Origin of the sequence: Bradyrhizobium sp. C-145, assembly GCF_023375135.1 — a bacterium.
Lineage (GTDB): Bacteria > Pseudomonadota > Alphaproteobacteria > Rhizobiales > Xanthobacteraceae > Bradyrhizobium > Bradyrhizobium zhanjiangense.
In genome coordinates this window covers 1,354,147-1,374,328 of sequence record NZ_CP088150.1, presented here as the reverse complement: position 1 = coordinate 1,374,328, position 20,182 = coordinate 1,354,147, and the positions used below count along the sequence as shown (strand labels likewise).

The following is a 20,182-nucleotide window of genomic DNA, read 5'->3' as shown; positions in this document are numbered from 1 at the left end:
CCGCGTGTAGAAGGTGTGCTTGCGCAAATCACTCAGGCAGCCGCTAATCACGAAGCCCCGCTTCTTCCTGACATTCTTCAAAACGTCTCTCGAGTTCGGCGGACGCGGTTTGGGCGTCAATCGCTGTGAACGCTATCGTTAGCCGGCGCAGATTGCGTGTTGACCGGCTGCGTCTGGTCGAGGCTGGACTTGATGCCGAGCCGCCCAAGCAACTCCACGTCGCGCTCGCGCTGCGGGTTGCGCGTGGTCAGGAGCGCGTCGCCGATAAAGATCGAGTTAGCGCCGGCGAGAAGGCACAGCGTCTGCAATTCGTCGGTCATGTATTGCCGTCCGGCGGACAGCCGCACCACGCTTTGTGGCATCAGGATGCGTGCGACCGCGACGAGACGCGCGACGGAGATTGGATCGGGCCGTTCCGCGGCTTCCATGATCGGCACGCCCTTGACCTCGTTCCAGAGATTGATCGGCACGCTCTCCGGATGGCTCGGCAGATTGGCGAGCAGCACCAGCATGCCTAGCCGGTCCACGACGCGCTCCCCCATGCCGATGATGCCGCCGCAGCAGACCTTCATGCCTGCCGCGCGCACCTCTGTGAGCGTGTCGATACGATCCTGCAAGATCCGCGTGGTGATGATCTGGCCATAGAATTCGGGCGAGGTATCGACGTTGTGGTTGTAGAAGTCGAGGCCGGCCTCACGCAAACGCTGCGCCTGAGGAGCGGTCAGCATTCCGAGCGTCACGCAGGTTTCCATTCCGAGACCCTTCACCGCGCTGACCATCTCGCAGACCTGGTCTAGGTCGCGGTCTTCGGACTGCGCCACGCCGCCGCCATGCAGAACCGCGTCGCGCCGGCCGCTTTCGCGCGCTCGGCCGCCGCGATCACATCCGCCTTGTCCATCAGCCGCGTCGCTTTCAACCCCGTGTCATAGTGGGCGCTCTGCGAGCAATAACCGCAATCCTCTGGGCAGCCGCCAGACTTGATGCTGAGAAGGCTCGCGGTCTCCAGATGATTGGGATCAAAGCGGCGGCGGTGAACGGCCTGGGCGCGGAACATCAGGTCGGAGAATGGCGCGTTGTAGAGCGCCTCGGCCTTCCCAAGGGTCCAGTCGTGGCGGACGGGTTCGATGTAGCCGTCGTCCGATTCTGTTTTCGCGCTTGGGACCATCCGAGCCACGAGGCCTCCTCTACAAACTATAGATAATCATTATGATTATCTATGATCTTCCATCTTGAGGTATGCTAACTGACGTCTGGCCGCCACGCACGATGTTTTCTGATAGATAATCTATGATGAGTTTGAGCGACAACACGACAACTGCGCAACGCATTGCGCATTCGATCGGGCACCGCATTATCAGCGGCGCGCTACAACCAGACGCACCGCTGCGGCAGGACCATATCGCGCGCGAATTCAACTCGAGCCACGTCCCCGTGCGGGAGGCTTTTCGGCAACTCGAGGCACAACATCTCGTTGTTGCCGCCCCCCGCCGCGGCGTGCGCGTTGCATCGCTCGACGCGAAGTCGGTGAAGGAGATCGCCGAGATGCGTGCCGCGCTGGAAGTGGTCGCGCTGCGGAATGCCGCGCCGAAACTCACGTCGGCTCATCTGGCGCGGATTGAGCTGGCTCTGATCGAAGCAGATAACGCGGAGACAATTCAGGAATTCGAGATCGCGAATCGCACATTTCACCACGCCCTTGTGGCGCCCTGCGCAATGCCTCGATTGCTCGCCTGCCTCGATGGACTGCAACTCGCAAACTCGCGACTGGTGTTCGCGATGGCGCGCAGTGCCGGATGGCGTCCGCGCTCCAATCAGGATCACCGCTTGATTCTGCAAGCATTACGATCGCGCAATATCGATCAAGCCTGCGATCTGCTTGCGCGTCACATTCAAACCATTGAGCGCCTCGCCATCCCAGCGTCATTATGAGGGACAACAATGCAATCGCAGAGCACCATGCGCGTCCGTCGCTGGCACGATATCAAGATAGTCCTGCGATCAGCCTTCATCTCACACAGTTAGCCAGCCACGATTCGCCACATCGTCCTATTTACAGCCAAGAACAAGACCACATCAGTCGAATCGCCGACGGACTCTCGGTTATTACCGCCACCCACATGCACGCCGGATCGAGATCGCGCGCAACCGCAAGGCCGATCAGCTCGGTAATGACATCGATTCGTTGTTTACGAATTCACTTCGGACCGCTCTGATGGTGAACATTGACGCACACCTCGACTGGCTGGAAACGGCCACAATGACGTGGCCCCATGGCGTTAGTCCGCGAATGATTCCTCCTCTCCAGGGTGCAAATGGAAAGCCCCGGCTCGAAGCCGGGGCTTTTGTTGAGCTATTCATCGCCGCGCAACTCTCACAAGCGCCACGGTGCCGTTGTTACCAGGCATCTCATCCGGTCGAAGCGGTCGGTTTCACTCCGCCCAAGACTCAACGTAAGCTGACGATGTCGACTTACGTTGCTCCGCCGCCTGCCGCAACATGAACGCTTACAGATCCGCGTTACATAAAGTCACCGTCCTCGTCGGAATCTGCTGCAGCTTCAGTATCACTGTCCGCTTTGGAGAGATAGCGCCGAGAACTAGTTGCACGCTGCCATTCACCATCGCTGTTTAGCTCCCACTTTCCGGACTGGGTGGGATCGAGCACCATGTCGTCCTCATCCACTTCAACGAATCCCATGGCTTGTGCGCGGGCTTTCGCTTCTGGATTAGCGGGACGCCAGTTCACCAACGGTCGTTCGCCGTCTTGCCGAAGTTGATGCTCGAGCAGAATATCGCCAGCATTCGTGACAAGCGGATGAGCCACCTGAAAATCGACAATTGAGGTGACTTCAGTGGACGGGAGGACGCCGACGGGTAGATCTCGTTCGATTGCGATAAGGGGCTGTCAACAGAAACTGGAAGATGGCTCGGGCAGCCATGTATTGCGCCCCGGACCGGCTGCGCTCACTTCCCGCCAACAGAAGATTTCCGCATTGATCTGAGACAGACCACCGCCAAGTGCGGCCGCGCCTGCTGATGGAGAATTCGAACAGGGCAAAATCGCCAGACGTCATGACGCGACTAGCCTCAAAAGCTTCTAGAACGGACAGCAAAAATGACAAATTTGACAGAACAACTTTCGTCTACAGCACGAGTTCCGAATCATGATCTCGAGCGCCTTGAGCCGACCCCATTTGGCGCACTCGGTGACTATCTGTATATAAAGCGTCCGCCTGTTCGCGCTCGGCGGATAAATCCTTACACGTTCAATCCTTCATTTAGCTTCTGCAAACGGCACAAATGCCCTCTCCTACCAACAAGATCGCGCTCTTCATCGACGGGGCCAATCTCTACGCGACGGCGAAAACTCTGGGCTTCGACATCGATTTCAAGCGCCTGCTGAAGGAGTTTCAGAGCCGCGGGACGCTGCTTCGGGCGTTCTACTATACCGCCATCATCGAGGATCAGGAATACTCCTCGATCCGTCCCCTGATCGACTGGCTGGACTACAACGGCTACACGGTCGTCACTAAGGCGACCAAGGAATTCATCGACGACTCCGGCCGCCGCAAAATCAAGGGCAACATGGACATCGAGCTTGCCGTCGACGCCATGGAGCTCGCCGGGCATATCGACCAGATGGTGCTGTTCTCGGGTGACGGCGAGTTCCGCTCCCTGGTCGAGGCCGTCCAGCGCCGCGGCGTGCGGGTCACCGTGGTCTCCACCATCGCCAGCCAGCCGCCGATGATCGCCGACGAGCTGCGCCGCCAGGCCGACGTCTTCACCGACCTCGTCGAGCTGCAATCCAAGCTCGGCCGCGACCCGTCCGAACGCCCCGCCCCGCGTGACCGCGAGCCGCGCGGCCGACTGCCGAAGTTGTTACAAGAGCCGAAAGGGAATGATCCACCGGAGTGAATCGGTGCCGCCGCGTCGGGTCACATGTGCGAAGGATTAGGACGGGCCTCTTGATTGCGAGATCCTCAACTGGGTTCTAGCTGGGATGAAGAAGGCGCACGCGCGAACTTCTTCCCTCCGAGCGACTAACGGGTAGGCGCCACCGGATGGGCCGGGGGAAGCTGTTGGCGATGCTCAGGGCGCGCTCCTCGTCCGTTTCGAGAGCTATTTTCTGGGCGAGCATGACGTCGCTCGCGACCAAGCCACCCAGCGGGACGAAGCACCACCCCGTTCCGAGCCGCCCATATTCGTCGATCTCGTTGACGTTACCGGACGATCCCTGCCTGGCGGTACCGCTTCCCGGTATGGCATCCTACGACATCGAAGTACCCCCTCGTATCGAACTCGACCCTTTGCTGCGGCGAAAGCCAAGAACGCAGCAGTCGCAGCGCACGACCCTGAATCGTTTTCTCGTCCTTAGCTGCTTGATAAAGCCCACCAACGGCCAGGCTTCGAAGGGTCCACGGGCGGACGCGACAAAACTTAGTCTTCACCTGGTGATCACCCGCCGACGAGCCGCGGGAAGAACAATGTCTCTTCGGCGGTCGGCTCGAACGCTGTGATTTTGGTTACCTCCCCCGGCCCCGTCCTCACCGCCGCGGTATATCCTTTGCCGATATATTCCAGAAAAAGCCTCTCCGCTTCCGCCAAGGCATCTGCACTGGAGTCGTCGAAGAAGTGCCGGCTGTCGCCGCTGTGATCCATCACGATTTGCGTTGCCATGCTGAGGCTCCCGATTGCACCTCAGAAGCAATGTGGAAGCCGAGACCTCGTTCCTAATTTCGCAAAAATGCCCGTGAGACTTCCACGCGCTGCATCATCGGCGCGGGTCGATGTATCCGCCTGATAGGACATGCCAGACGATTGTCTCAAGGCCTTGTCATTGCTCGATTGAAATCTCGATACGATCTCGCGGCAGGGTGGCGGAGTGGGTCTGGGCTCTCAAAGCGAACGGCTTGCGCCCCCGAAACATGATCAACCTGCCAGCTGCACTTGTCCGTTCTCTCCTCGCAAGCAGACCACGCACATCCGAATCTTGAAGTTGCAAAGTGCCATAACCGACTCATGCACCCCCGCAATTGTTGTCGCTATTCGATCACCTCGTCGGCGCGGATAAGCAACGAGGGCGGTACGGTGAGGCCGAGCGCCTTGGCGGACTTCATGTTGATCAGGCCGCTTTGCGACTGCGAGGCAATAAGCGGTCAGGACTGAGGTGCCCGGATGTCTGGTCGAGACTGCCTAGGAACAGAACCGGACCGGCCGAGTTCGAGCTGTCTAATCATATCATGGAGTTACAAGATGAGCCGCGGAATGCCGTCCATGACCGCACTTCTCGGACTGCTCGCCATTGCCGGGTATCAGAATCGAGACAAGCTGGCGGAGTTGCTCAGAGGCCCGGGCGCAGGCTCTCTCGAGCCGCCCAATTCTCAACAGCCGCTCGGCGGCCTGCTCCGCAATCTCCTGGGCCTGCTGAGCGGCGGGGGTGTCGGAGGACTGCTCCAGGGAGGAATTGGCGAGCTACTGGAGAAATTCAACCAAAACGGCCACGGAGATGAGGCTCGGTCTTGGGTCAGCTCGGGGCCAAACAAGGACATATCGCCCCCGCAGCTGCGGGAAGCAATCGGCCCCGACGTGTTGGACAGACTTGAGAAGGAAACCGGGCTTTCTCAGGAGGAGATACTCGCAAGATTATCGCGCGAGCTTCCCCAGGCAATCGACAAGTACACACCTGAGGGGCGTGTACCCGCCTCATAGCCCTCGAACTGTCGCCGTTATCTATTCAGGAGGAGCGGAGCATGAGCATTATCTGGACCATCATTATCGGCTTTATCGCGGGGGTGATCGCAAAATTCATCATGCCAGGTGATAACGAACCCTCCGGGTTCATCCTGACGACCATCCTCGGGATCGTCGGCGCCTTCGTTGCCACTTACCTTGGCCAAGCCCTTGGGTGGTACCGTCCGGGAGAGGGTGCCGGACTCATCGGTGCGGTGGTCGGCGCCATCATCGTGCTCTTTGTGTATGGTCTGTTCGCCGGACGACAACGGCGCGTGATTTGAAGGCGGAAGGTCGCGTTTTGTCCGCCGCGATCTGTGTGCAAAGCATCCTGTCTGATCAAGTTCAAGCAAAAAGGGCGCGCGCCATCGACGGCAAGCGCGCCCCCGCCTTTCTCGTGGCATCAAGGAGACTTCACTTCGGCACGGGCAGCTGCCGCGGCGTCCATGCCAGCCTGCTTAAGCCGGTCTACAGCTTCGGCGCTGGTGTCACTCATATCTGCGATCACCGTATCCGAGGCTTCACGCAGGGCCTGCGAGACCGCACCGGCGCGCCGATTCAGGTCGTCCTTCACATCGTCGCTGACTTTGCCGATGTACTGGTTCTCGATCTCAGACGCGCGAAACGCGCCTGCAACCGCTGCACCGATCGCGACGCCCACGACCCCAAGCACGAGGGGTTGCCGTTCAAGCATATCGGCGAGTGACGATTTCGCGCTGTTTATGGCTTCCTTGTCCGGAAACGCGTTGCCGTGCTTGCTGAATTTTTCCTGCGCGAAGGCGACGCCCTCGTCGAAACGATTCCGGACGTTGTCGCCAGCTCTCGAGACCGCATCGGAAGCGGCAGCGGTCGCGTCACGAAAACTTTCTCCGACGCCCAGCGACGTGTCGTCGTCCATTTCAGGTGCGGTCGGAGGCGCCACGGTCTGCTTGACGGCGGATGCCGCCGACCTGAGACCACTCGTCCCAATGTCGGCGACGGGTGCGACGGCGTCCGCAGCCGACCGCGCCGCAGTCTTCAGCTTCGGGTCGCCGGCCAACAGCCAGAGCGCTCCGCCTCCGATCAGCGCCGCAGCAAGCGGGTTTTCCCGGGCGGCGGTCACCAAATTGTCCATAAAGCTGGTTTTTGTGCTGCTCATCGCACCATTCCCTTCACGGTGTCCTTATCCTTTTCGAGCTGGCCGATCGTTTCCCGGGGCGCCAGATGACGCACATCAAGCCGGTTGAGGCCGATGGCGACGAGCACGGCGGCGATGGCCACGGCATCGCCGAGCAGCGTCGAGATCGCCCTGAAATCGCGCTCGATGCTCATGGTACTGTGCTGCCCTGTGTGGATGAGGTTTGTTGCGGATTAGGGCCACGCCGCACGGACTCCTCAGCCCAAGTTGGTTGTCCTGCCGAGAACGAAGTCCCGCCCGACTTCTGGCCGCTTCCCGACGACGATCTGTCCGTGGTGCGCTGCCCAGGGGATGACGACTGTCCGCCCGATGCCTTCAGGAAGCGGACGGCCGCGAAGCCTGCCAACACCGATATCCCGAGAAAGGCCGCAGGCTGACGTTTGGCGAAATCGGTTGCGCCTTCGACGAGATCTCGGAAGCTCCCCTCCCGGATCTTCTGCGCGGCGTCTTCGACATAGTCCGCGGCGGAATCGATGCCACGTGCGGCGAACGGTACGTCAATCTCAAAAGCTCTGCCGGCTTCGCGGATGTTGCCGGCCAGGCGCTGGACGAAATCGGCGCCGGACCGCTGCTGCTCGCGCGCTTGGCTCTGGATCTGGTCCGCGGTTCCTTCCGCGACCCCCTTTGCTGCTTCCGCGGCCTCACCAAACTTGTCTCGCGCAAGATCGGCCGATGCCTGAAAAGCATCACCGGCGCGCTGCTTCATCTCCCCTCCGGCATCACCAATCTGTTCTCTCAGATCCTTCCCGGTGCCTTTGTCCTGGTCCTTTGCGAACTGCGTCACGTTGTGCGGGTCCAAATCGCTCATGATGTTTATCCTTCAAGTGTTCGTTTGAGAGGGACTAAAGGCAGCTTTGACCACGTCGTCGGCGGCCTCTTTCAATGTGTCCGCCATGTTCTGCGTCATACGGCTGGCGTGGCTGGCGAGATCAGCCTCGGCGACCTTTTGCGCCGCAGCATCGGTTGCCGATGTGGTCGCGCCTTTGGCTGCCTCGAAGCCGGATTGCGCCGCAGCGGCCGCAGCCTGCTTCATTTCGTCGCTTGCCCGGCCCATCACCCTGGCTTCAGCCTTGGTCTCGGGGAGCGCCGCGGCAATGATGGCACCAATCGCGATGCCCAGGCCTCCGATCAGCGCTGCATTGTCGCCAATGGTCTGACGAGCCTGGTCAGGCACGCTCGCAGCGGCATCCTTGGTTGCATCCATGCCGCTCTTGAGCTTTTCGCTCGCGACGCTGGCCGTCCGCGCCGCGCTCCCGCGCAGATCAGCGGCCTTGTCCTGCGCGTCGCCAGCTATCCCGGCGGCTCGGCTTTGAGCCGAGGATAGCGTCTCCTTGGCATCGCCCTGCATGGCCAGGGCGCCTTCCCTCACCTCCTCAAGCATCCCTCCCGCTTTGTCGATGACCGGACCGGTGGCGTCTGCAGCGCGATCCCGCACTGTCTTCGACGTCAGGGCCAGCCCGGCACCGATCATGAGAAGTGGGAACGGCACACCTCGCGCCATTCGCAGCAGCGGAATTCCCACGGCGGCGCCCGCGGCCACTGCGCGCATGGGATTCTCCATGATCTGTTGCTTGAGCCCCTCGACCCAACTTTGGGTTTTGTGGCTGACGTATTCGGTGACCTCGGATTTGATGTGCTGCGGCGAGACTTTGTGGCGAATGTCGTCGGCGGTGTCCGATATCTGCTCCTTTAATCGTCCTACCGTAGCCGCCAGTTCTGCACGGCTGCGCTCGGACTCGCGTCTCAACTCCTCCACGGATCGTGTCATCACTTCACCCTCCTGATCTGTTGGCACGGGCAGGCACTGAGGCCGCCTGAATTTTAGCCGCCGGGAGCTCCTGAAGCTCAGCAAGATCTTTCTGGCCGTCAACCAGAGCGATTTCCGGTGGACTTGGCGGCGCGAGCCCCCGCCCGCTTTGCGGCAAGCTTGCGAATGAGCCGGCTTGTTGAAGCAACATGCCGAATCGGGTTCGCTGGCCGCCAGCTTTTCAAGCTGGACCGCGCGTTCGGTCAGCAACTTCATGCGATGTCACGAGCCTTTTTCGCCGCCATCTCCCCGAGTGCGGGCGGCGCTGCGCCTGGTGCGGCCAACCAGTCATTGATTTGCACAGCGGCCTCAGCCTGCCTGGCGCGCTTCATCAACAACTCTCGCTGAGTACCGGGCGGCAATTGTTCGGCGGCTTCCCGAAACTTGGCAGCCTCCTCCATGAGGCGCTGCGTGAACGACGTGGTGTGTTTAATGCGACGGCGAAGCTTACCCATGCGAGGTCTCCGGAAAGCAAGACACATAGCCCGTATCGCGAGCTCGACTCCGAAATAGTTCCGGGTGTCGGCGCGCTTAGATCAAAGCTGCAACACATTTAATCCAAGATCCGTATCATCTGATACACCGCTCCGGTTTTGTTTTGCGGAGGGTATCAATCAGCATGGAAGGCGCTCGGCTCACGTCCGGCCCTGGAAGCGCTATGGCCGACTAGGAACTAACGAGAGATGCATCTCGTTTTGATCGAGCCTTGCCTGGGTTACTGGAACCTCGGCCGTCCAGACAGCGGCTGGGACCTTTTGAGGCGCTATGACAATTGAGGCTGCCGGACTTCCCGAGCCTCATGTTCAAAGCCGCCTCGACCCAACTCCGCTGGACGGCGCTAAGGGCCCTTCCCTCGGGAACCGCATCGAGCACGCACTCGACAGCCTTGTCGCGCTCGTCGCTGCCAACCAAATCTGGCGTTCGCCGATGTCGGTAATGACCATGAGCCTGTAAGAAACCGGAAGGGCTCACGCCGCTAGTGTCTCGATCGGGTGGTTGCAGGTCTGGGCTCTATAAGACCCGGTACCGCACTTGCTTTGGGACGAGCTTGTACGGCGAGCTGATGTCATTTGCATCGAAGGGGTCGGTTCAGAGGAACACTTACATTTGTGCGAGATTGACAGTCGGTGGCTTACCGCGATCTCGCGGAGCGGCTCGGGCTCCAACCCTCTCTCCGAGGATGCAGGGACAGAATTGAGATTGCCTATGTCGCTATCGGCTGATTGCATCCTCCCATCGTGCCCACGTTGTGAAGCATGGCCAATGGCCATTTCAGGGATGGTGTCCTCCTATGGAAGGGCAGCCGAGTTTCGTTGCCCGCGTTGCTCCTATCGCGAAGTGTTCGACGCGCGCCCATCCGACGTCGTTCGTAAGCACTGGCCAGCAAGTTCTGGCCGGTTCCAGAACGCAGTCCGCATTCGTGTAACAACGTGAGTCTTTAGCTGCCAGTCAGGCAAAGACGCTGTCCGCGGCCGCGAAATCTTAAGCGTACGGCGGACGTTCACGAGGGTCCCCATCTCTCCTTTTATTGGCGGCAAGCATTGAGCGAATGAGGGCCCGTGCTTGGCTCGATCCTATCGCCCAAGCATTTCGAGCAGGGCGCGATACCGACAAACCAGTATCGGGGCCATCTCCAAAGATAGTCAAATCGAGTCGGCCGCACGCCGCGCCGGTGCCGACGACGTTTAACGGATGAGGTGCGCATGAAGCGCCGTCACCGAAAACGCATGCTTGGCGGTTCAAGCGCGCTCCCTGATACAATGCGTCACCACTACACCGAGGGTGAGCGGGCCGCCCTCTGCGTCGTGGCCGGCGAGGTAAAGCGGCAAGGAGTGTGCGACCTTTCCATCGATGACATTGCCGATCGCGCTGTGTGGGCAGGACCACGGTCCAGAATGCCATGCACGAGGGACGACGACTTGGCCACCTGCAAATCATCGAACGCCCGCAACGCCGCGCCAAAAATCTCACCAACCTTGTCAGGATCGCCTCAACCGAATGGCGCGCGTGGATCAGACGAGCGCCATCTGCAGCACGGCCGATAGGGTCCAAATTTCCAAGAATATCATCACGACAGAGATCATAGATTTAAGGAAGAAAGGAGCTTGGCAGAAAAATCGCGTCATCGCTATCGGCAAAGTTCGAAAAACATCAGTCGGAGCTGCCTCGGTCTGAGCACGCTCTACCCTTGGACGCCCGAGTAAAACCCGAAACGGCGATTAAAGCTGATGACTAATAAAGACCCTCAGCTGGCGCCTGTTTGCGGCGTGATCTGATGACGCCGATTCGTTAGGTTCGAGGAGACATCCGAACGCGCCGTGCTGTCCGATATTCCGGAGCTACGAAGAGCCACGAGTCTGCAAATGCAGCGATTGTTGAGAGTAGGCAGGGTATTATTTCCCTCGCGTTGAAGCCCGATCTCGCCCCATATCCTCGATATTAGAAGTTACGTTTGGATCTATGCCGGCACCGGCCTCGCCTTAGCGTTCCGACAACCGCAACCACCTGGCTGGGCAATTCAGCATTGTACTGCGCCACCGCCTTCTTAATCAGCGCTACTTTTTTCGCTATTCTCGCCCTGAATACAGACTGATCAACGTGCCATCCACACTGAAATGTTCGCCCGACAACCAGTCCCGGTCATTGGCGATCTCCACCACTTCGTTTAACAGCGCGATTACCGCATCGTGTTCGACCAATCGCCCGCGGTTCTTGCTGAACACCGTCGGCACCACACCGTCGTCCATCGAAAGACCGATGAACAAGCGATACAGCAGGTTCTTCTGCACCTACTCCATCAATTGCCGCTTCGAACAGACGCTGTAGAACACCTGCAACAACATGGCCCGCAGCAATTTCTCCGGCGCAATGCTCTGGCGACGGCATTAACCGGCGGGCAGATACGCCGAGGGCAACAAGCGCGCCTAACGCAACGCCACCGATGCAGAAGCAGGCGACGGCCAACTGGCGGATGACGATCTCGATATGGGCGACAACCGCCTCGGTGGACACAGTCGCCGCGCGCAGCACGCTGGCGGCCTGCCCGGCGATGTCCGCGCCCAGGCGGATGGCCTTGGCGCGATCGGCACGCCCACGCTGCGCGCGGCGCGAGCGATCTGCGCCAGGACGCCGCGCCAGTTGCGGTCGCCCTCCGGCTGTACCGCTTCCTGCAGCGGATTGAGATGGACGATGAGTCCATCGGCCCCAGCGCATCCACCGCCCGGCGCGCCAGGTCCGGGCCGTTGGCCTCGCGCAGTTGCGCGGCGCCGATATTGGCCAGCAAGGGAATGTCTGGGGCCAGGCGGCGCAGCGCGCGCGTCAGCCCCTGGGAGTTGCGGGATTGCAGGTTCACGCGCTGCGAACCGACGCACATGGCGATGCCCAAGGCTTGCGCGGCCTCGCTCAGATGCCGGTTGAAGGCCTCGGCGCGTGGCATGCCGCCGGTCATGGAGCTGATCAGCAGCGGCGCGCGCATGGTCTTGCCCAGCAGCGAGGCGCGCAGGTCGATCTGCGTCAGGTCCAACTCGGGCAATGCGCAGTGTTCGAAACGGATGTACTCTCAGCCGGCTGCGACCGTGGCCGGGGCCGCTCGCCGATCCAGCACGATGTCCAGATGGTCGTCCTTGCGCCGGCTCAGGGCGGTGTCGCTCATGCTCGCTCCATCCGTCGCATCGGGCGACGGCGTTGCATCGTCTCGGACCGCGGCAAGGCGCGCACGCCGCCGCCCCCCGCGCGTTCAGGCCGGCGCACGCTGGCCTCCCCCCGCAGAGTCGCTGCGGTACCGGCTGGCCGAGGTCTGGTAGTACTGCGCGCGGATGGCTGCCATGGCCTCGATCAACGGTCCCCACGGCGCCGGAAAGCGTTCTTCCGCCATCACCCGGTGCAGCATGCGCGTATGGCCGGCCAGCTCGTCGTTGAGGAACTCCACCACAGGCATAGCTGGATAGCGCTGCAGCAGCAGGATCGCCGCGTTGTCGGCCTCGCCGGCCGACCTGTCCTTGTCGCGTCCATGCAGATCGTTCTGCAGGCGCCCTATCGCGGAGATGAGCCGCAGGACCTGGCGAAACGCCGGACGCGCGCGCAAGGTCGCCATGTCCAGCCCCCACAGCAACGACAGGCAACAGAACACGTTCGCGTAGGCGATCGAATCGATGCCGTTGTGCAGGTACTCGGCGTAGGACCAGCGTTCCGCCCCTGCCGCCTGCGCGTGTCCGGCGCGCAGCGCCGCACAGTAGCACCGGGTATCGTCGAGAAGCTGAGCATAGTCGCGACGATCGTAGGCGAGCGCGGCCAGCGAAGCGCGCAGCACAGCGCAGCCCTCGAATCCGGGGAGCGCGCACGGCTCGCCCTGCCCCAGCGCCTGCTCCACCGCGGCGAGCTGCTCCGGCGCGATCAGGCCAAGGTCGTTGCAATCGTCAAGCCAGAACAGCAGCGCCAGTTCGCGATAGAACGCCACGGTCAGCGTTTCGTCCTGCGGATCGCGACCGGTGCGGGCGCTGGTATCGCGCAGGCTCGGGTGGATGCGCCGCAGGATGTACTGGCCGCCCCTGACCGCTTCCACGGCATGCTCGTCAGCGAAGCCGGTCAGGGAACGCCCCCACTCCAGCACCTGCTGGAGCGCGCGTTCGGGCTGGATCATGGCGCCGCTCCTGCTCCCTCGGCCAGGACGCGCCGCCTCCAACGAAGCGCCAGCCACAACCCGGCGAGTTCGGCCACGCGCACGACCCGAGTGGGGCAATACAGTTCCTTGCCGATCCACAGCGGCGTCTGCGGCAATGCATGCGCCGCATGGCGGGCGAGCATCCACTCCAGCGCACGCGCCACCCCCTGCGCGATGCGCCGGCGCCCTGTCGCCTCTTCGCTCCCGTCCATCACGTGTAACGCGAACAGCGCATAGGCGGTTTCCTCGAATGTGGACGCGCGACCGGCGCCCCAGCCACCGTCGTCGCGCTGCGCCTGCAGCAGCGCCGCCAGCGCGCGCTCGTCGCGCCACTGGGGCTTGCCTTGCGCCAGCGCAGCGACCGCATGCGCGGTGGGATACAGCCACGAAACGTGCCATTTTTCGTTGTCCCATAGACCGTGCGGGTTGCGATTGGCCTCGACGTAGGCGCTGGTGCCCGCGGCGGGCTTTCCCAACAGTCGCAACGCATGCAAGGCATGGATGTTGGTCGACACCGAGGCATTGCGCTCGCCGGGGAACGTGACGAACAGCTCGCCGATTTCGAAATGGCGCAACGCATCGACCGCCGGGGCGCGGCCTGCAAGGTGCAGGACGCACAACGCAACGGCGGTGTCGTCCGCATCAGCCGCGAAGTGCAAGGCCGGGCCCAGACCGCGCACGCCCAGGCGGGCATCGAGCTGCGCGACGATCACGCGGACCGCCTCGGCGAGCGCGGGATGCGCGAACAGCCCGGCCAGATGCAGGGTGTACAGCGACCAGCATGGCTCGAACACATTGATCGGCCAGACATTGGGAACGACACCTTCGATGCCGCTGCGCGTCGCCCGCGATGCCATCTGCAGATACGCATCGGCGCGCCCGACCTGCGGCGTGTTCCCCCGTGTCACGGCGTGCGCACGCCACGCGGCGGTGGCCGCCGGACTGATGCCGATGCTGCCGTCATCATCCGGGCATGCGCTGGTCGGCGAGGTCCCCCAGGCTTCCCAGGAGTGTAGCAACGGATGGCCGCTCGGCAACATTGCCACCGCCCCCAGCTTGACCAGGCACGCTTGCCGGAATGGCAACAGCGCTGGATGGCGCGGAAACGCTACGGCACCCAGCAAGGATGCGGCCTCACCGCAAAGCTGCGGCAGGATCAGCTCCGCGCCGATCGGCGCGTCTTCTGGCACCGCATGCGCGTAGGGATCGGGCTGGCGCTGGAGGAAGCGGGTTGCCGCCTGGACTGCGTCGGCAGCACCGGGAAGAGGATCGGCACGTTGCAATGCCAGTAACGCTGCCCAGGTAGGCGCATGCCGGAACAGCGGGAAGTCCGCGCTTCCCCATCCGCCGTCGGCCTGTTGCTGCGCGATGAGCCACGCGTATGCGTCCTGCCGATCAGTGACGTTGCCGTGGAAGCGCAGCGCCCGCGCCGTGTCGTAGACAGACGAACCGACGCTGCCGCCATCGCTCATTTCGCTCAGCAGGCCGCGCAATTCGGAAAGGATCTGTTCGGACAGCGCGTTCACGCTGGATGTTCCTTATGCAGACCGTTGAAAAGAACCGGGATCGGGCAGACGCCGCGCATGTCGCCGCAAGCTCGTCGCATAGGCAGCGCCGGACGGCCGCCCTGCTCCGGCGCGGCGAGGTCCCCGATGCTGGCGCCGGTCCGCCGCGTAGGCTTGCGCGCAGGGCGCCGCGTGGGTCGCGGGCAACCGCTGCGATCGGCACCGCGACTCGGACAAAGTGCAGCATGTACCTCTGTCGCCGGTCGATCGCTGCGGCACGGGGGCGTCTCCATGCTGGCGGGCGCGCTCATGCGCATGGCGCGTGCTTGAACAGATACGCGTTGGCGCGCTCTAGGAGTTGCGCCAACCGTTCAGCACGCGGCCCCAGCGGCGCGATGGCCTCCCCGGCATCGCGCAACAGATCCAGCGCGAACTGGCGTGCTGCCTGCAGGCCCATGATCGACGCGCAGGTCGGCTTCTGCGCCGCCGCGTCCTTGCCGGGGGTCTTGCCCAGCGTCGCGGTATCCGCTGTCACGTCGAGAATGTCGTCGACCACCTGCAACGCCAGGCCGAAACAGGCGCTGTAGTGATCGAGCGCACAGTACAGCGCAGCGTGCGCGGCATTCTCCGCGAAAGCGCATAGGGCGCCCATGCGAACGGACGCACGCACTAGCGCTCCGCTCTTCATCCGGTGCATCGCCACGATCCTGTCCAGCTCGACGTGCTTTCCCACCAGAGACAGATCCATGGCCTGTCCGCCAGCGGCACCCTCGGCTGACACCGCCCGCGCCAGTTCGCGCACGAGCGCGATACGGTTGTCGCCCGGCGCATCCAGGCTCGCCAGGGTCAGGAAGGCGTGCGCCTGCAGCGCATCGCCGACCAGGATCGCAGTAGCTTCGCCGAACTTGACGTGCACCGTCGGAAGGCCGCGGCGAAGCACGTCGTCGTCCATCGCGGGCAGATCGTCGTGGACCAGGGTGCAGGCGTGCATCATCTCGATGGCGGCGCCGACGTCATCGAGCATGTGCGCCGGCGCGTCGGCCAGTGTGCCGGCAGCCAGACAGAGCAAGGCGCGTGTGCGCTTCCCGCCATGCAAGGTGGCGTAGCGCATCGCCGCCATCAGCTCGGTCTCACCGTCATGTTCGGCGCAGAGAAGACGCCCCAGCACTTGTTCGACCCGGTTTGCGCCCTCATGCATCCAGATCTCAGGCAGCAGCCCGCCGGATGCGCCGCACGTCTGCGCGCCCAATCCGCCGAGCGCGGAATCACCAGTTCTGTCATCCTGTGGCGTAGAACCGGTCTGCATGTTGTTCATGTCCTTGTCCCTGACAGGCGAGCCGCCGCGGTGTTGTCTGCGTCGCACCGTGCGCGCGCCGAGTGCAGCAATGCCGCGCGTCGCCGGTGCCGCTGCCTCGCCACAGGGGCATGTGATGCCAGCTCATGAGAATCCGATGCGGACAGTCATGGACGGATGTGCGGTCGGGTAATAGCGCCGGCCTTTTTCGACGCCGTTCAGCAACCGCGGCCGCGCCCCGCCCTCGTGCATGGTCAGCGCCAAGGCGATGCAGAACTGCACCAGTTCCAGACATGCCAGGTGGTAGCCGATGCAGACGTGTGGGCCGGTACCGAACTGCAGCATGTCCACCGGCCGGATCGGCTCGGTGCGTTCCAGCCACCGCGCCAGGCGAAACTGATGAGGCGCCTCGTGCAGCAGCGCCGAGGTCGAGAAATGCAGCAGCGGGATGCACAGATCGGTGCCCGCGGGAATGCGCCGTTGGCCGAGTCGCAATTCACGCACTGCGCGACGCACCAGGAGCGGCGTCGGCGGATGCATGCGCAGCGTCTCGCGGAACAGCGCCTCGGCGACCGGACACTGCGCCAAGTCCGCGTGCCGCGTCGGCACCGCGCCCACGCGTTGCGCCTCCTCGACCAGAGCGTCCCATAGCCCAGGCTGCCGCGCCAGCTCGATCACCATCCAGGCCATCGTTGAGGCGGTGGTGTCGTGACCACCAAGCAGCAGCAAGCGGATATTGGCGACCAGGACCTCATCGGAGAGCGCATCGTCGCTGCGATCGAAGGCGCTCACCATGTCGTTGATCAACCCGGTGCGCGCGGCATGTTCGCGCGCACCGCGAACGAACTCGCGCAACCGCGCATCGATCCAGTCGCGGGCGGCGCGACCGCGCCGCAAGGGCAGTCCGGGCAGGTCGACCGGGGGCGCGACGATCAACTGCAGCAGTTGGCGGTACTTGCGACGCCATTCCGGCAGGTTCTGCGTGGGGATTCCCATGAGGCTGAAGATGAGCTTAAGCATCAGATCGCCGGTTTCGCGCAGGATGGTTACGTCGCCTCGGTCGCGCCACCTCTGCACGCGCGCCCGGATGACGGGCGCGAACAGCTCGCCGACGCCAGCCTGGGTCAGCCCCGTGGGCAGGAACGCCGCCTGGAGCGCACCGCGCGCCTGCCGGTGCGCGCCGCCGTCCTGGGCGACCAACGTTCCGCCAAACAATTCGGGCGCGATATCTTCGATCAGCGCCGAGGACACGTCCTTGTGCCGGAGCAGTGCTATCGCATCCGGATCCAGACACGTCACCATGTGTCCGGCAGGGCCGAAGTCCAGCCAGAAGTGGCTGCCCAGCGTCCGTTCCGCGTGCCGCAGCAGGCGCGGCAGGTCGCAGACGATGGCGGGAAGATGCCCGACCAAGGGGAAAGCGCCGGGCACGACCGGGATGTCGTGCCGCAGCCGATCTCGACCGTTCAGCGGGTTGAGCAGCATGTCCATTAGCAGCGCGGCGACGCAGCCGCTTCGGCGGTCTCGCGGGAAGGCCGCGCGGCGCGGCTGTTCCCACCGTCGGCGTACGTCGGCACATGCGCCAGCATGCCGCCGTCGATGCACACTACTTGGCCGGTGATGAACGCAGCATCGTCGGAGAGCAGGAAGGTCACCAGCGCGGCCACGTCCTCGGGGCGGCCGACGCGCGGCAGGAGCTGGTGCCGGCGCAGATGCCGTTGCATGCACTCGTCCAGCTTGGCCAGGAGACGCTCGGTCATAATGAGACCCGGCGCAACCGCGTTGCAGCGGATCTGCGCACGACCGTACTGGGTGGCGAGCGAGGCCGATAGCATGTTCATCGCCGCCTTAGATGCGGCGTAGGACGTCAGCGCGGTGTCAGCGCTGAGCCCCTGGCATGACGACATGTTGACGATCGCGCCACCGCCGCGGGCGATCATCCCTGGAATAGCCTGCCGGCAGCAGAGCAATGTGCCGCGCAGATTGGTTGCCATGGTCTCATCCCAGACCGCCAGGTCCAGGTCGAGGATCGCGCGATCGCGCGGAGTCAGATGCATGGCGCCCGCGTTGTTCACCAGAAGATCGACCGCACTGAAGTGCCGCTCCGCCGTATCGAACAGCGCTGCCACAGCCTGCGCCTCGGCGATGTCGATGGCCAGAGCCAGCGCCTGGCCCGCCTCGGCCGCGATTTGCGCGGCACACGCCGTGGCCGCCGAGCCATCGATGTCGGCTACCACCACTCTCCCGCCCTCGCGCGCGATGGCGAGGGCGCATGCCTTGCCGATCCCGGCGCCTGCGCCGGTCACCACGGCCACCTTGCCTTCAAACCGTCCCATGGTGTCCTCCTGGATTGCGTTGGTCTCTCGCGGCATGCCGCTTCGCCTCCGCGGGAGAAGGCGCACTGTCGGCGCTGGCGCGCTCGTCACCGCCAGCTTCGCTTCTGATGACCCGAATGGCGGCGACCGGGCACTGGCTGGCTGCGAGCCGCACGGCGGCGTGCAGCGCCTGCGGGATTGTCGCCCCGCACACTTCGGCCACGCCGTCCGATTTGCGCTGGCGAAAAGTACCCGGTAGCGTCAGCACGCACTGTCCGCTGGTTCCGCACAGATCCTGGTCGACCACGACGCGCATCTCAGCCCCCTCCGCAGGCAGCCGCACCGGCAGCGCGCGGAACGTCCTAAGGAACGCGGAGGGCTCCCGGGTCGGCAGCTCGGCCAATGCCAGCGTGGGGAAGCGCGCCTGAATCCGCGGCAAACTTTCGGCCAACTGCACCCGGGCCAGTTGCGCACCGAGGCAGAAGTGGATGCCGTGGCCGAAGCTCAGCATGATCTTCCCGTCGGTCGACATGCCGGGACTGGTGCCGTAGAACCGCGCGGGATCGAAGCGGTCGGGATCGGCGAAGGCGTCAGGATCGCGATTGCCAGACGCGATCAGCACGCGCACGTCCGCGTTCTTCGGGATCACCACGCCGCCTAATTCGATGTCGCGCTGGGCGATACGCGGAATGGAGCTGAACATGGCGGGCGCGTCGCAGCGAAGGACTTCTTCGACGAATGCCTTCACCCCCATGGCGTCTCCCTGCAGCCAGTGCCGCTGTTCGGGATAGGCCAGCATCGCCAGGACCGCATGGTCGATGGTCGCAGCAGTGGTGGCGAAGCCACCCAGCAGCATGCCCCACAACATGCTGATCAACTCCGCATCTGACAGCGTGTCGGGATCATCGTCGTGTGCGCCGACGAGCATCGACACGATGTCGTGGCAGGGATTGGTGCGCTTGCGCTGTATGAGACCGCCGAAGTAGGCCTTCACTCTGGCACTGGCCGCGTCCGCCGCGGCGAGTCGGGGATCGCTGGCGTGCGGGCTCAGGCCTTCCAGAATGGCGCCGATGCCGGCGGCGAGCCCGAACATGTCGTCCTGGGGCATGCCAAACAGTTCGGCGAAGACCAGTATGGGCAAGGCCAGCGCGAATTCCCGATGCAGGTCCACGGCCTCCCCGCGCTCCAGCGCGGGCGCCATGCCGTCCAGCCGCGCTTCGACGATGCGCGCGATGCTCGGCCGCAGGTTGTCGATCTGGCGCATGGTGAAATCGCGCGAGATCAGCCGGCGCAGACGCGTATGCGTCGGTGGGTCCTTCATCGCTAGCGTGGAGGCCAGCAGATTGAGCGACAGGCTGGTCGCCGCATGCGGAAAATAGCGCGCCAGTTCGCCCGGCGCCGGTCCCCGAAACGCATCGCCCGTGGCCTTGAGCGCCCAGTAGATGTCGGCGTGACGGCTCAACAGAAAGAGGCCCGACGCCGCGCGATGCACCGGGTCGTGCTCGCGCAACCACCGCATGAACGGATACGGGTCGCGGATCCACGCCGGCGACGCCAGTTCGGCGAAGGCGTCCCGGCATGCTGCCGTGGTTTCTTGCACGTCCATCTTCGTTACCTGTTGGCTGGCTGATCTGAGCGGTGCACGGCAGGTGCGCCGGCAAACCGCGGACACGATCGCGTCCCCAGCGGCGTCCGCAC

The 20,182-nt window shown here is 63.4% G+C and carries 16 protein-coding genes and 6 pseudogenes; 5 read left to right on the top strand and 17 right to left on the bottom strand.

Annotated elements, in window-relative coordinates; translation table 11 throughout:
- Positions 1-116 precede the first annotated feature (116 nt).
- Positions 117-1,165 (bottom strand): annotated as a pseudogene (gene bioB / locus LRP30_RS06560) (biotin synthase BioB).
- Between the two features lie 122 nt (positions 1,166-1,287).
- Between bioB and LRP30_RS06555 the strand changes: the two are divergent.
- Entirely contained in the window at positions 1,288-1,929 is a 642-nt protein-coding gene (locus LRP30_RS06555; protein WP_249759735.1) for a GntR family transcriptional regulator, read from the top strand.
- Between the two features lie 102 nt (positions 1,930-2,031).
- Positions 2,032-2,179 (top strand): annotated as a pseudogene (locus LRP30_RS06550) (Dabb family protein); the annotation flags it as partial.
- A gap of 338 nt (positions 2,180-2,517) precedes the next feature.
- Here the strand turns inward: LRP30_RS06550 and LRP30_RS06545 are convergent.
- Positions 2,518-2,823 carry a hypothetical protein gene (locus LRP30_RS06545; protein ID WP_276017368.1) on the bottom strand — a complete coding sequence of 102 codons (306 nt, stop codon included), beginning with the start codon at positions 2,821-2,823 and terminating at the stop codon, positions 2,518-2,520.
- Positions 2,824-3,299: 476 nt separating this feature from the next.
- On the opposite strand from LRP30_RS06545, the gene LRP30_RS06540 reads away from it, so the two are divergent.
- The gene (locus tag LRP30_RS06540) at positions 3,300-3,914 is read left to right on the top strand and encodes an NYN domain-containing protein (protein ID WP_249759734.1); all 615 of its coding nucleotides are present in this window, start codon (positions 3,300-3,302) and stop codon (positions 3,912-3,914) included.
- Between the two features lie 76 nt (positions 3,915-3,990).
- Here the strand turns inward: LRP30_RS06540 and LRP30_RS06535 are convergent.
- Positions 3,991-4,357 (bottom strand): annotated as a pseudogene (locus LRP30_RS06535) (hypothetical protein).
- A gap of 97 nt (positions 4,358-4,454) precedes the next feature.
- Entirely contained in the window at positions 4,455-4,676 is a 222-nt protein-coding gene (locus LRP30_RS06530) for a hypothetical protein (RefSeq protein ID WP_249759733.1), read from the bottom strand.
- Between the two features lie 576 nt (positions 4,677-5,252).
- Between LRP30_RS06530 and LRP30_RS06525 the strand changes: the two genes are divergently transcribed.
- Positions 5,253-5,708 (top strand): YidB family protein, encoded by a 456-nt coding sequence (locus tag LRP30_RS06525; RefSeq protein WP_249759732.1) that lies wholly within the window; start codon positions 5,253-5,255, stop codon positions 5,706-5,708.
- 41 nt (positions 5,709-5,749) lie between these two features.
- Positions 5,750-6,013 (top strand): GlsB/YeaQ/YmgE family stress response membrane protein, encoded by a 264-nt coding sequence (locus LRP30_RS06520; protein WP_249759731.1) that lies wholly within the window; start codon positions 5,750-5,752, stop codon positions 6,011-6,013.
- Between the two features lie 119 nt (positions 6,014-6,132).
- Here the strand turns inward: LRP30_RS06520 and LRP30_RS06515 are convergent, their stop codons facing one another.
- The 13 genes and pseudogenes from LRP30_RS06515 to LRP30_RS06455 form a co-directional block, all read right to left on the bottom strand.
- The gene (locus LRP30_RS06515; protein ID WP_249759730.1) at positions 6,133-6,867 is read right to left on the bottom strand and encodes a hypothetical protein; all 735 of its coding nucleotides are present in this window, start codon (positions 6,865-6,867) and stop codon (positions 6,133-6,135) included.
- Positions 6,864-6,983, bottom strand: a pseudogene (locus tag LRP30_RS06510) (phage holin family protein); the annotation flags it as partial. The gene LRP30_RS06515 and the pseudogene LRP30_RS06510, both read right to left, overlap by 4 nt.
- Positions 6,984-7,036: 53 nt before the next feature.
- Positions 7,037-7,714 (bottom strand): hypothetical protein, encoded by a 678-nt coding sequence (locus LRP30_RS06505; protein WP_249759729.1) that lies wholly within the window; start codon positions 7,712-7,714, stop codon positions 7,037-7,039.
- A gap of 12 nt (positions 7,715-7,726) precedes the next feature.
- Positions 7,727-8,929, bottom strand: a complete 1,203-nt coding sequence (locus LRP30_RS06500; protein ID WP_346016204.1) for a DUF3618 domain-containing protein — start codon at positions 8,927-8,929, stop codon at positions 7,727-7,729.
- Positions 8,926-9,168, bottom strand: a complete 243-nt coding sequence (locus tag LRP30_RS06495) for a hypothetical protein (RefSeq protein ID WP_249759728.1) — start codon at positions 9,166-9,168, stop codon at positions 8,926-8,928. Before LRP30_RS06495 ends, LRP30_RS06500 begins: the two co-directional genes overlap by 4 nt.
- A gap of 2,121 nt (positions 9,169-11,289) precedes the next feature.
- Positions 11,290-11,592: pseudogene (locus tag LRP30_RS06490) on the bottom strand (transposase); the annotation flags it as partial.
- A gap of 45 nt (positions 11,593-11,637) precedes the next feature.
- A pseudogene (locus LRP30_RS06485) lies at positions 11,638-12,365 on the bottom strand (hypothetical protein).
- Positions 12,366-12,449: 84 nt separating this feature from the next.
- Positions 12,450-13,352, bottom strand: a complete 903-nt coding sequence (locus LRP30_RS06480; protein WP_249759727.1) for a hypothetical protein — start codon at positions 13,350-13,352, stop codon at positions 12,450-12,452.
- Positions 13,349-14,899: a hypothetical protein gene (locus tag LRP30_RS06475; protein WP_249759726.1), complete on the bottom strand. Its 1,551-nt coding sequence runs from the start codon at positions 14,897-14,899 to the stop codon at positions 13,349-13,351. The genes LRP30_RS06480 and LRP30_RS06475 overlap by 4 nt, the downstream gene beginning before the upstream one ends.
- Positions 14,900-15,185: 286 nt before the next feature.
- A complete protein-coding gene (locus tag LRP30_RS06470; RefSeq protein WP_249761703.1) occupies positions 15,186-16,184 on the bottom strand; it encodes a polyprenyl synthetase family protein in 999 nt (332 codons plus the stop codon).
- A gap of 132 nt (positions 16,185-16,316) precedes the next feature.
- Positions 16,317-17,660: a cytochrome P450 gene (locus LRP30_RS06465; RefSeq protein WP_249759725.1), complete on the bottom strand. Its 1,344-nt coding sequence runs from the start codon at positions 17,658-17,660 to the stop codon at positions 16,317-16,319.
- Positions 17,660-18,505 (bottom strand): SDR family oxidoreductase, encoded by an 846-nt coding sequence (locus LRP30_RS06460; RefSeq protein WP_249759724.1) that lies wholly within the window; start codon positions 18,503-18,505, stop codon positions 17,660-17,662. The genes LRP30_RS06465 and LRP30_RS06460 overlap by 1 nt, the downstream gene beginning before the upstream one ends.
- Positions 18,492-20,090, bottom strand: a complete 1,599-nt coding sequence (locus tag LRP30_RS06455) for a cytochrome P450 (protein WP_249759723.1) — start codon at positions 20,088-20,090, stop codon at positions 18,492-18,494. Before LRP30_RS06455 ends, LRP30_RS06460 begins: the two co-directional genes overlap by 14 nt.
- Between the last annotated feature and the right edge of the window lie 92 nt (positions 20,091-20,182).

Excerpts from the sequence above, each read along its gene's own strand:
- LRP30_RS06530 (WP_249759733.1), bottom strand. The coding sequence starts at position 4,676 with ATGGCAACGCAAATCGTGATGGATCACAGCGGCGACAGCCGGCACTTC.
- LRP30_RS06470 (WP_249761703.1), bottom strand. The coding sequence starts at position 16,184 with ATGCAGACCGGTTCTACGCCACAGGATGACAGAACTGGTGATTCCGCG.
- LRP30_RS06505 (WP_249759729.1), bottom strand. The coding sequence starts at position 7,714 with ATGAGCGATTTGGACCCGCACAACGTGACGCAGTTCGCAAAGGACCAG.
- LRP30_RS06540 (WP_249759734.1), top strand. The coding sequence starts at position 3,300 with ATGCCCTCTCCTACCAACAAGATCGCGCTCTTCATCGACGGGGCCAAT.
- LRP30_RS06520 (WP_249759731.1), top strand. The coding sequence starts at position 5,750 with ATGAGCATTATCTGGACCATCATTATCGGCTTTATCGCGGGGGTGATC.
- LRP30_RS06525 (WP_249759732.1), top strand. The coding sequence starts at position 5,253 with ATGAGCCGCGGAATGCCGTCCATGACCGCACTTCTCGGACTGCTCGCC.
- LRP30_RS06460 (WP_249759724.1), bottom strand. The coding sequence starts at position 18,505 with ATGGGACGGTTTGAAGGCAAGGTGGCCGTGGTGACCGGCGCAGGCGCC.
- LRP30_RS06480 (WP_249759727.1), bottom strand. The coding sequence starts at position 13,352 with ATGATCCAGCCCGAACGCGCGCTCCAGCAGGTGCTGGAGTGGGGGCGT.
- LRP30_RS06495 (WP_249759728.1), bottom strand. The coding sequence starts at position 9,168 with ATGGGTAAGCTTCGCCGTCGCATTAAACACACCACGTCGTTCACGCAG.
- LRP30_RS06455 (WP_249759723.1), bottom strand. The coding sequence starts at position 20,090 with ATGGACGTGCAAGAAACCACGGCAGCATGCCGGGACGCCTTCGCCGAA.
- LRP30_RS06465 (WP_249759725.1), bottom strand. The coding sequence starts at position 17,660 with ATGGACATGCTGCTCAACCCGCTGAACGGTCGAGATCGGCTGCGGCAC.
- LRP30_RS06555 (WP_249759735.1), top strand. The coding sequence starts at position 1,288 with ATGATGAGTTTGAGCGACAACACGACAACTGCGCAACGCATTGCGCAT.
- LRP30_RS06500 (WP_346016204.1), bottom strand. The coding sequence starts at position 8,929 with ATGAAGTTGCTGACCGAACGCGCGGTCCAGCTTGAAAAGCTGGCGGCC.
- LRP30_RS06515 (WP_249759730.1), bottom strand. The coding sequence starts at position 6,867 with ATGAGCAGCACAAAAACCAGCTTTATGGACAATTTGGTGACCGCCGCC.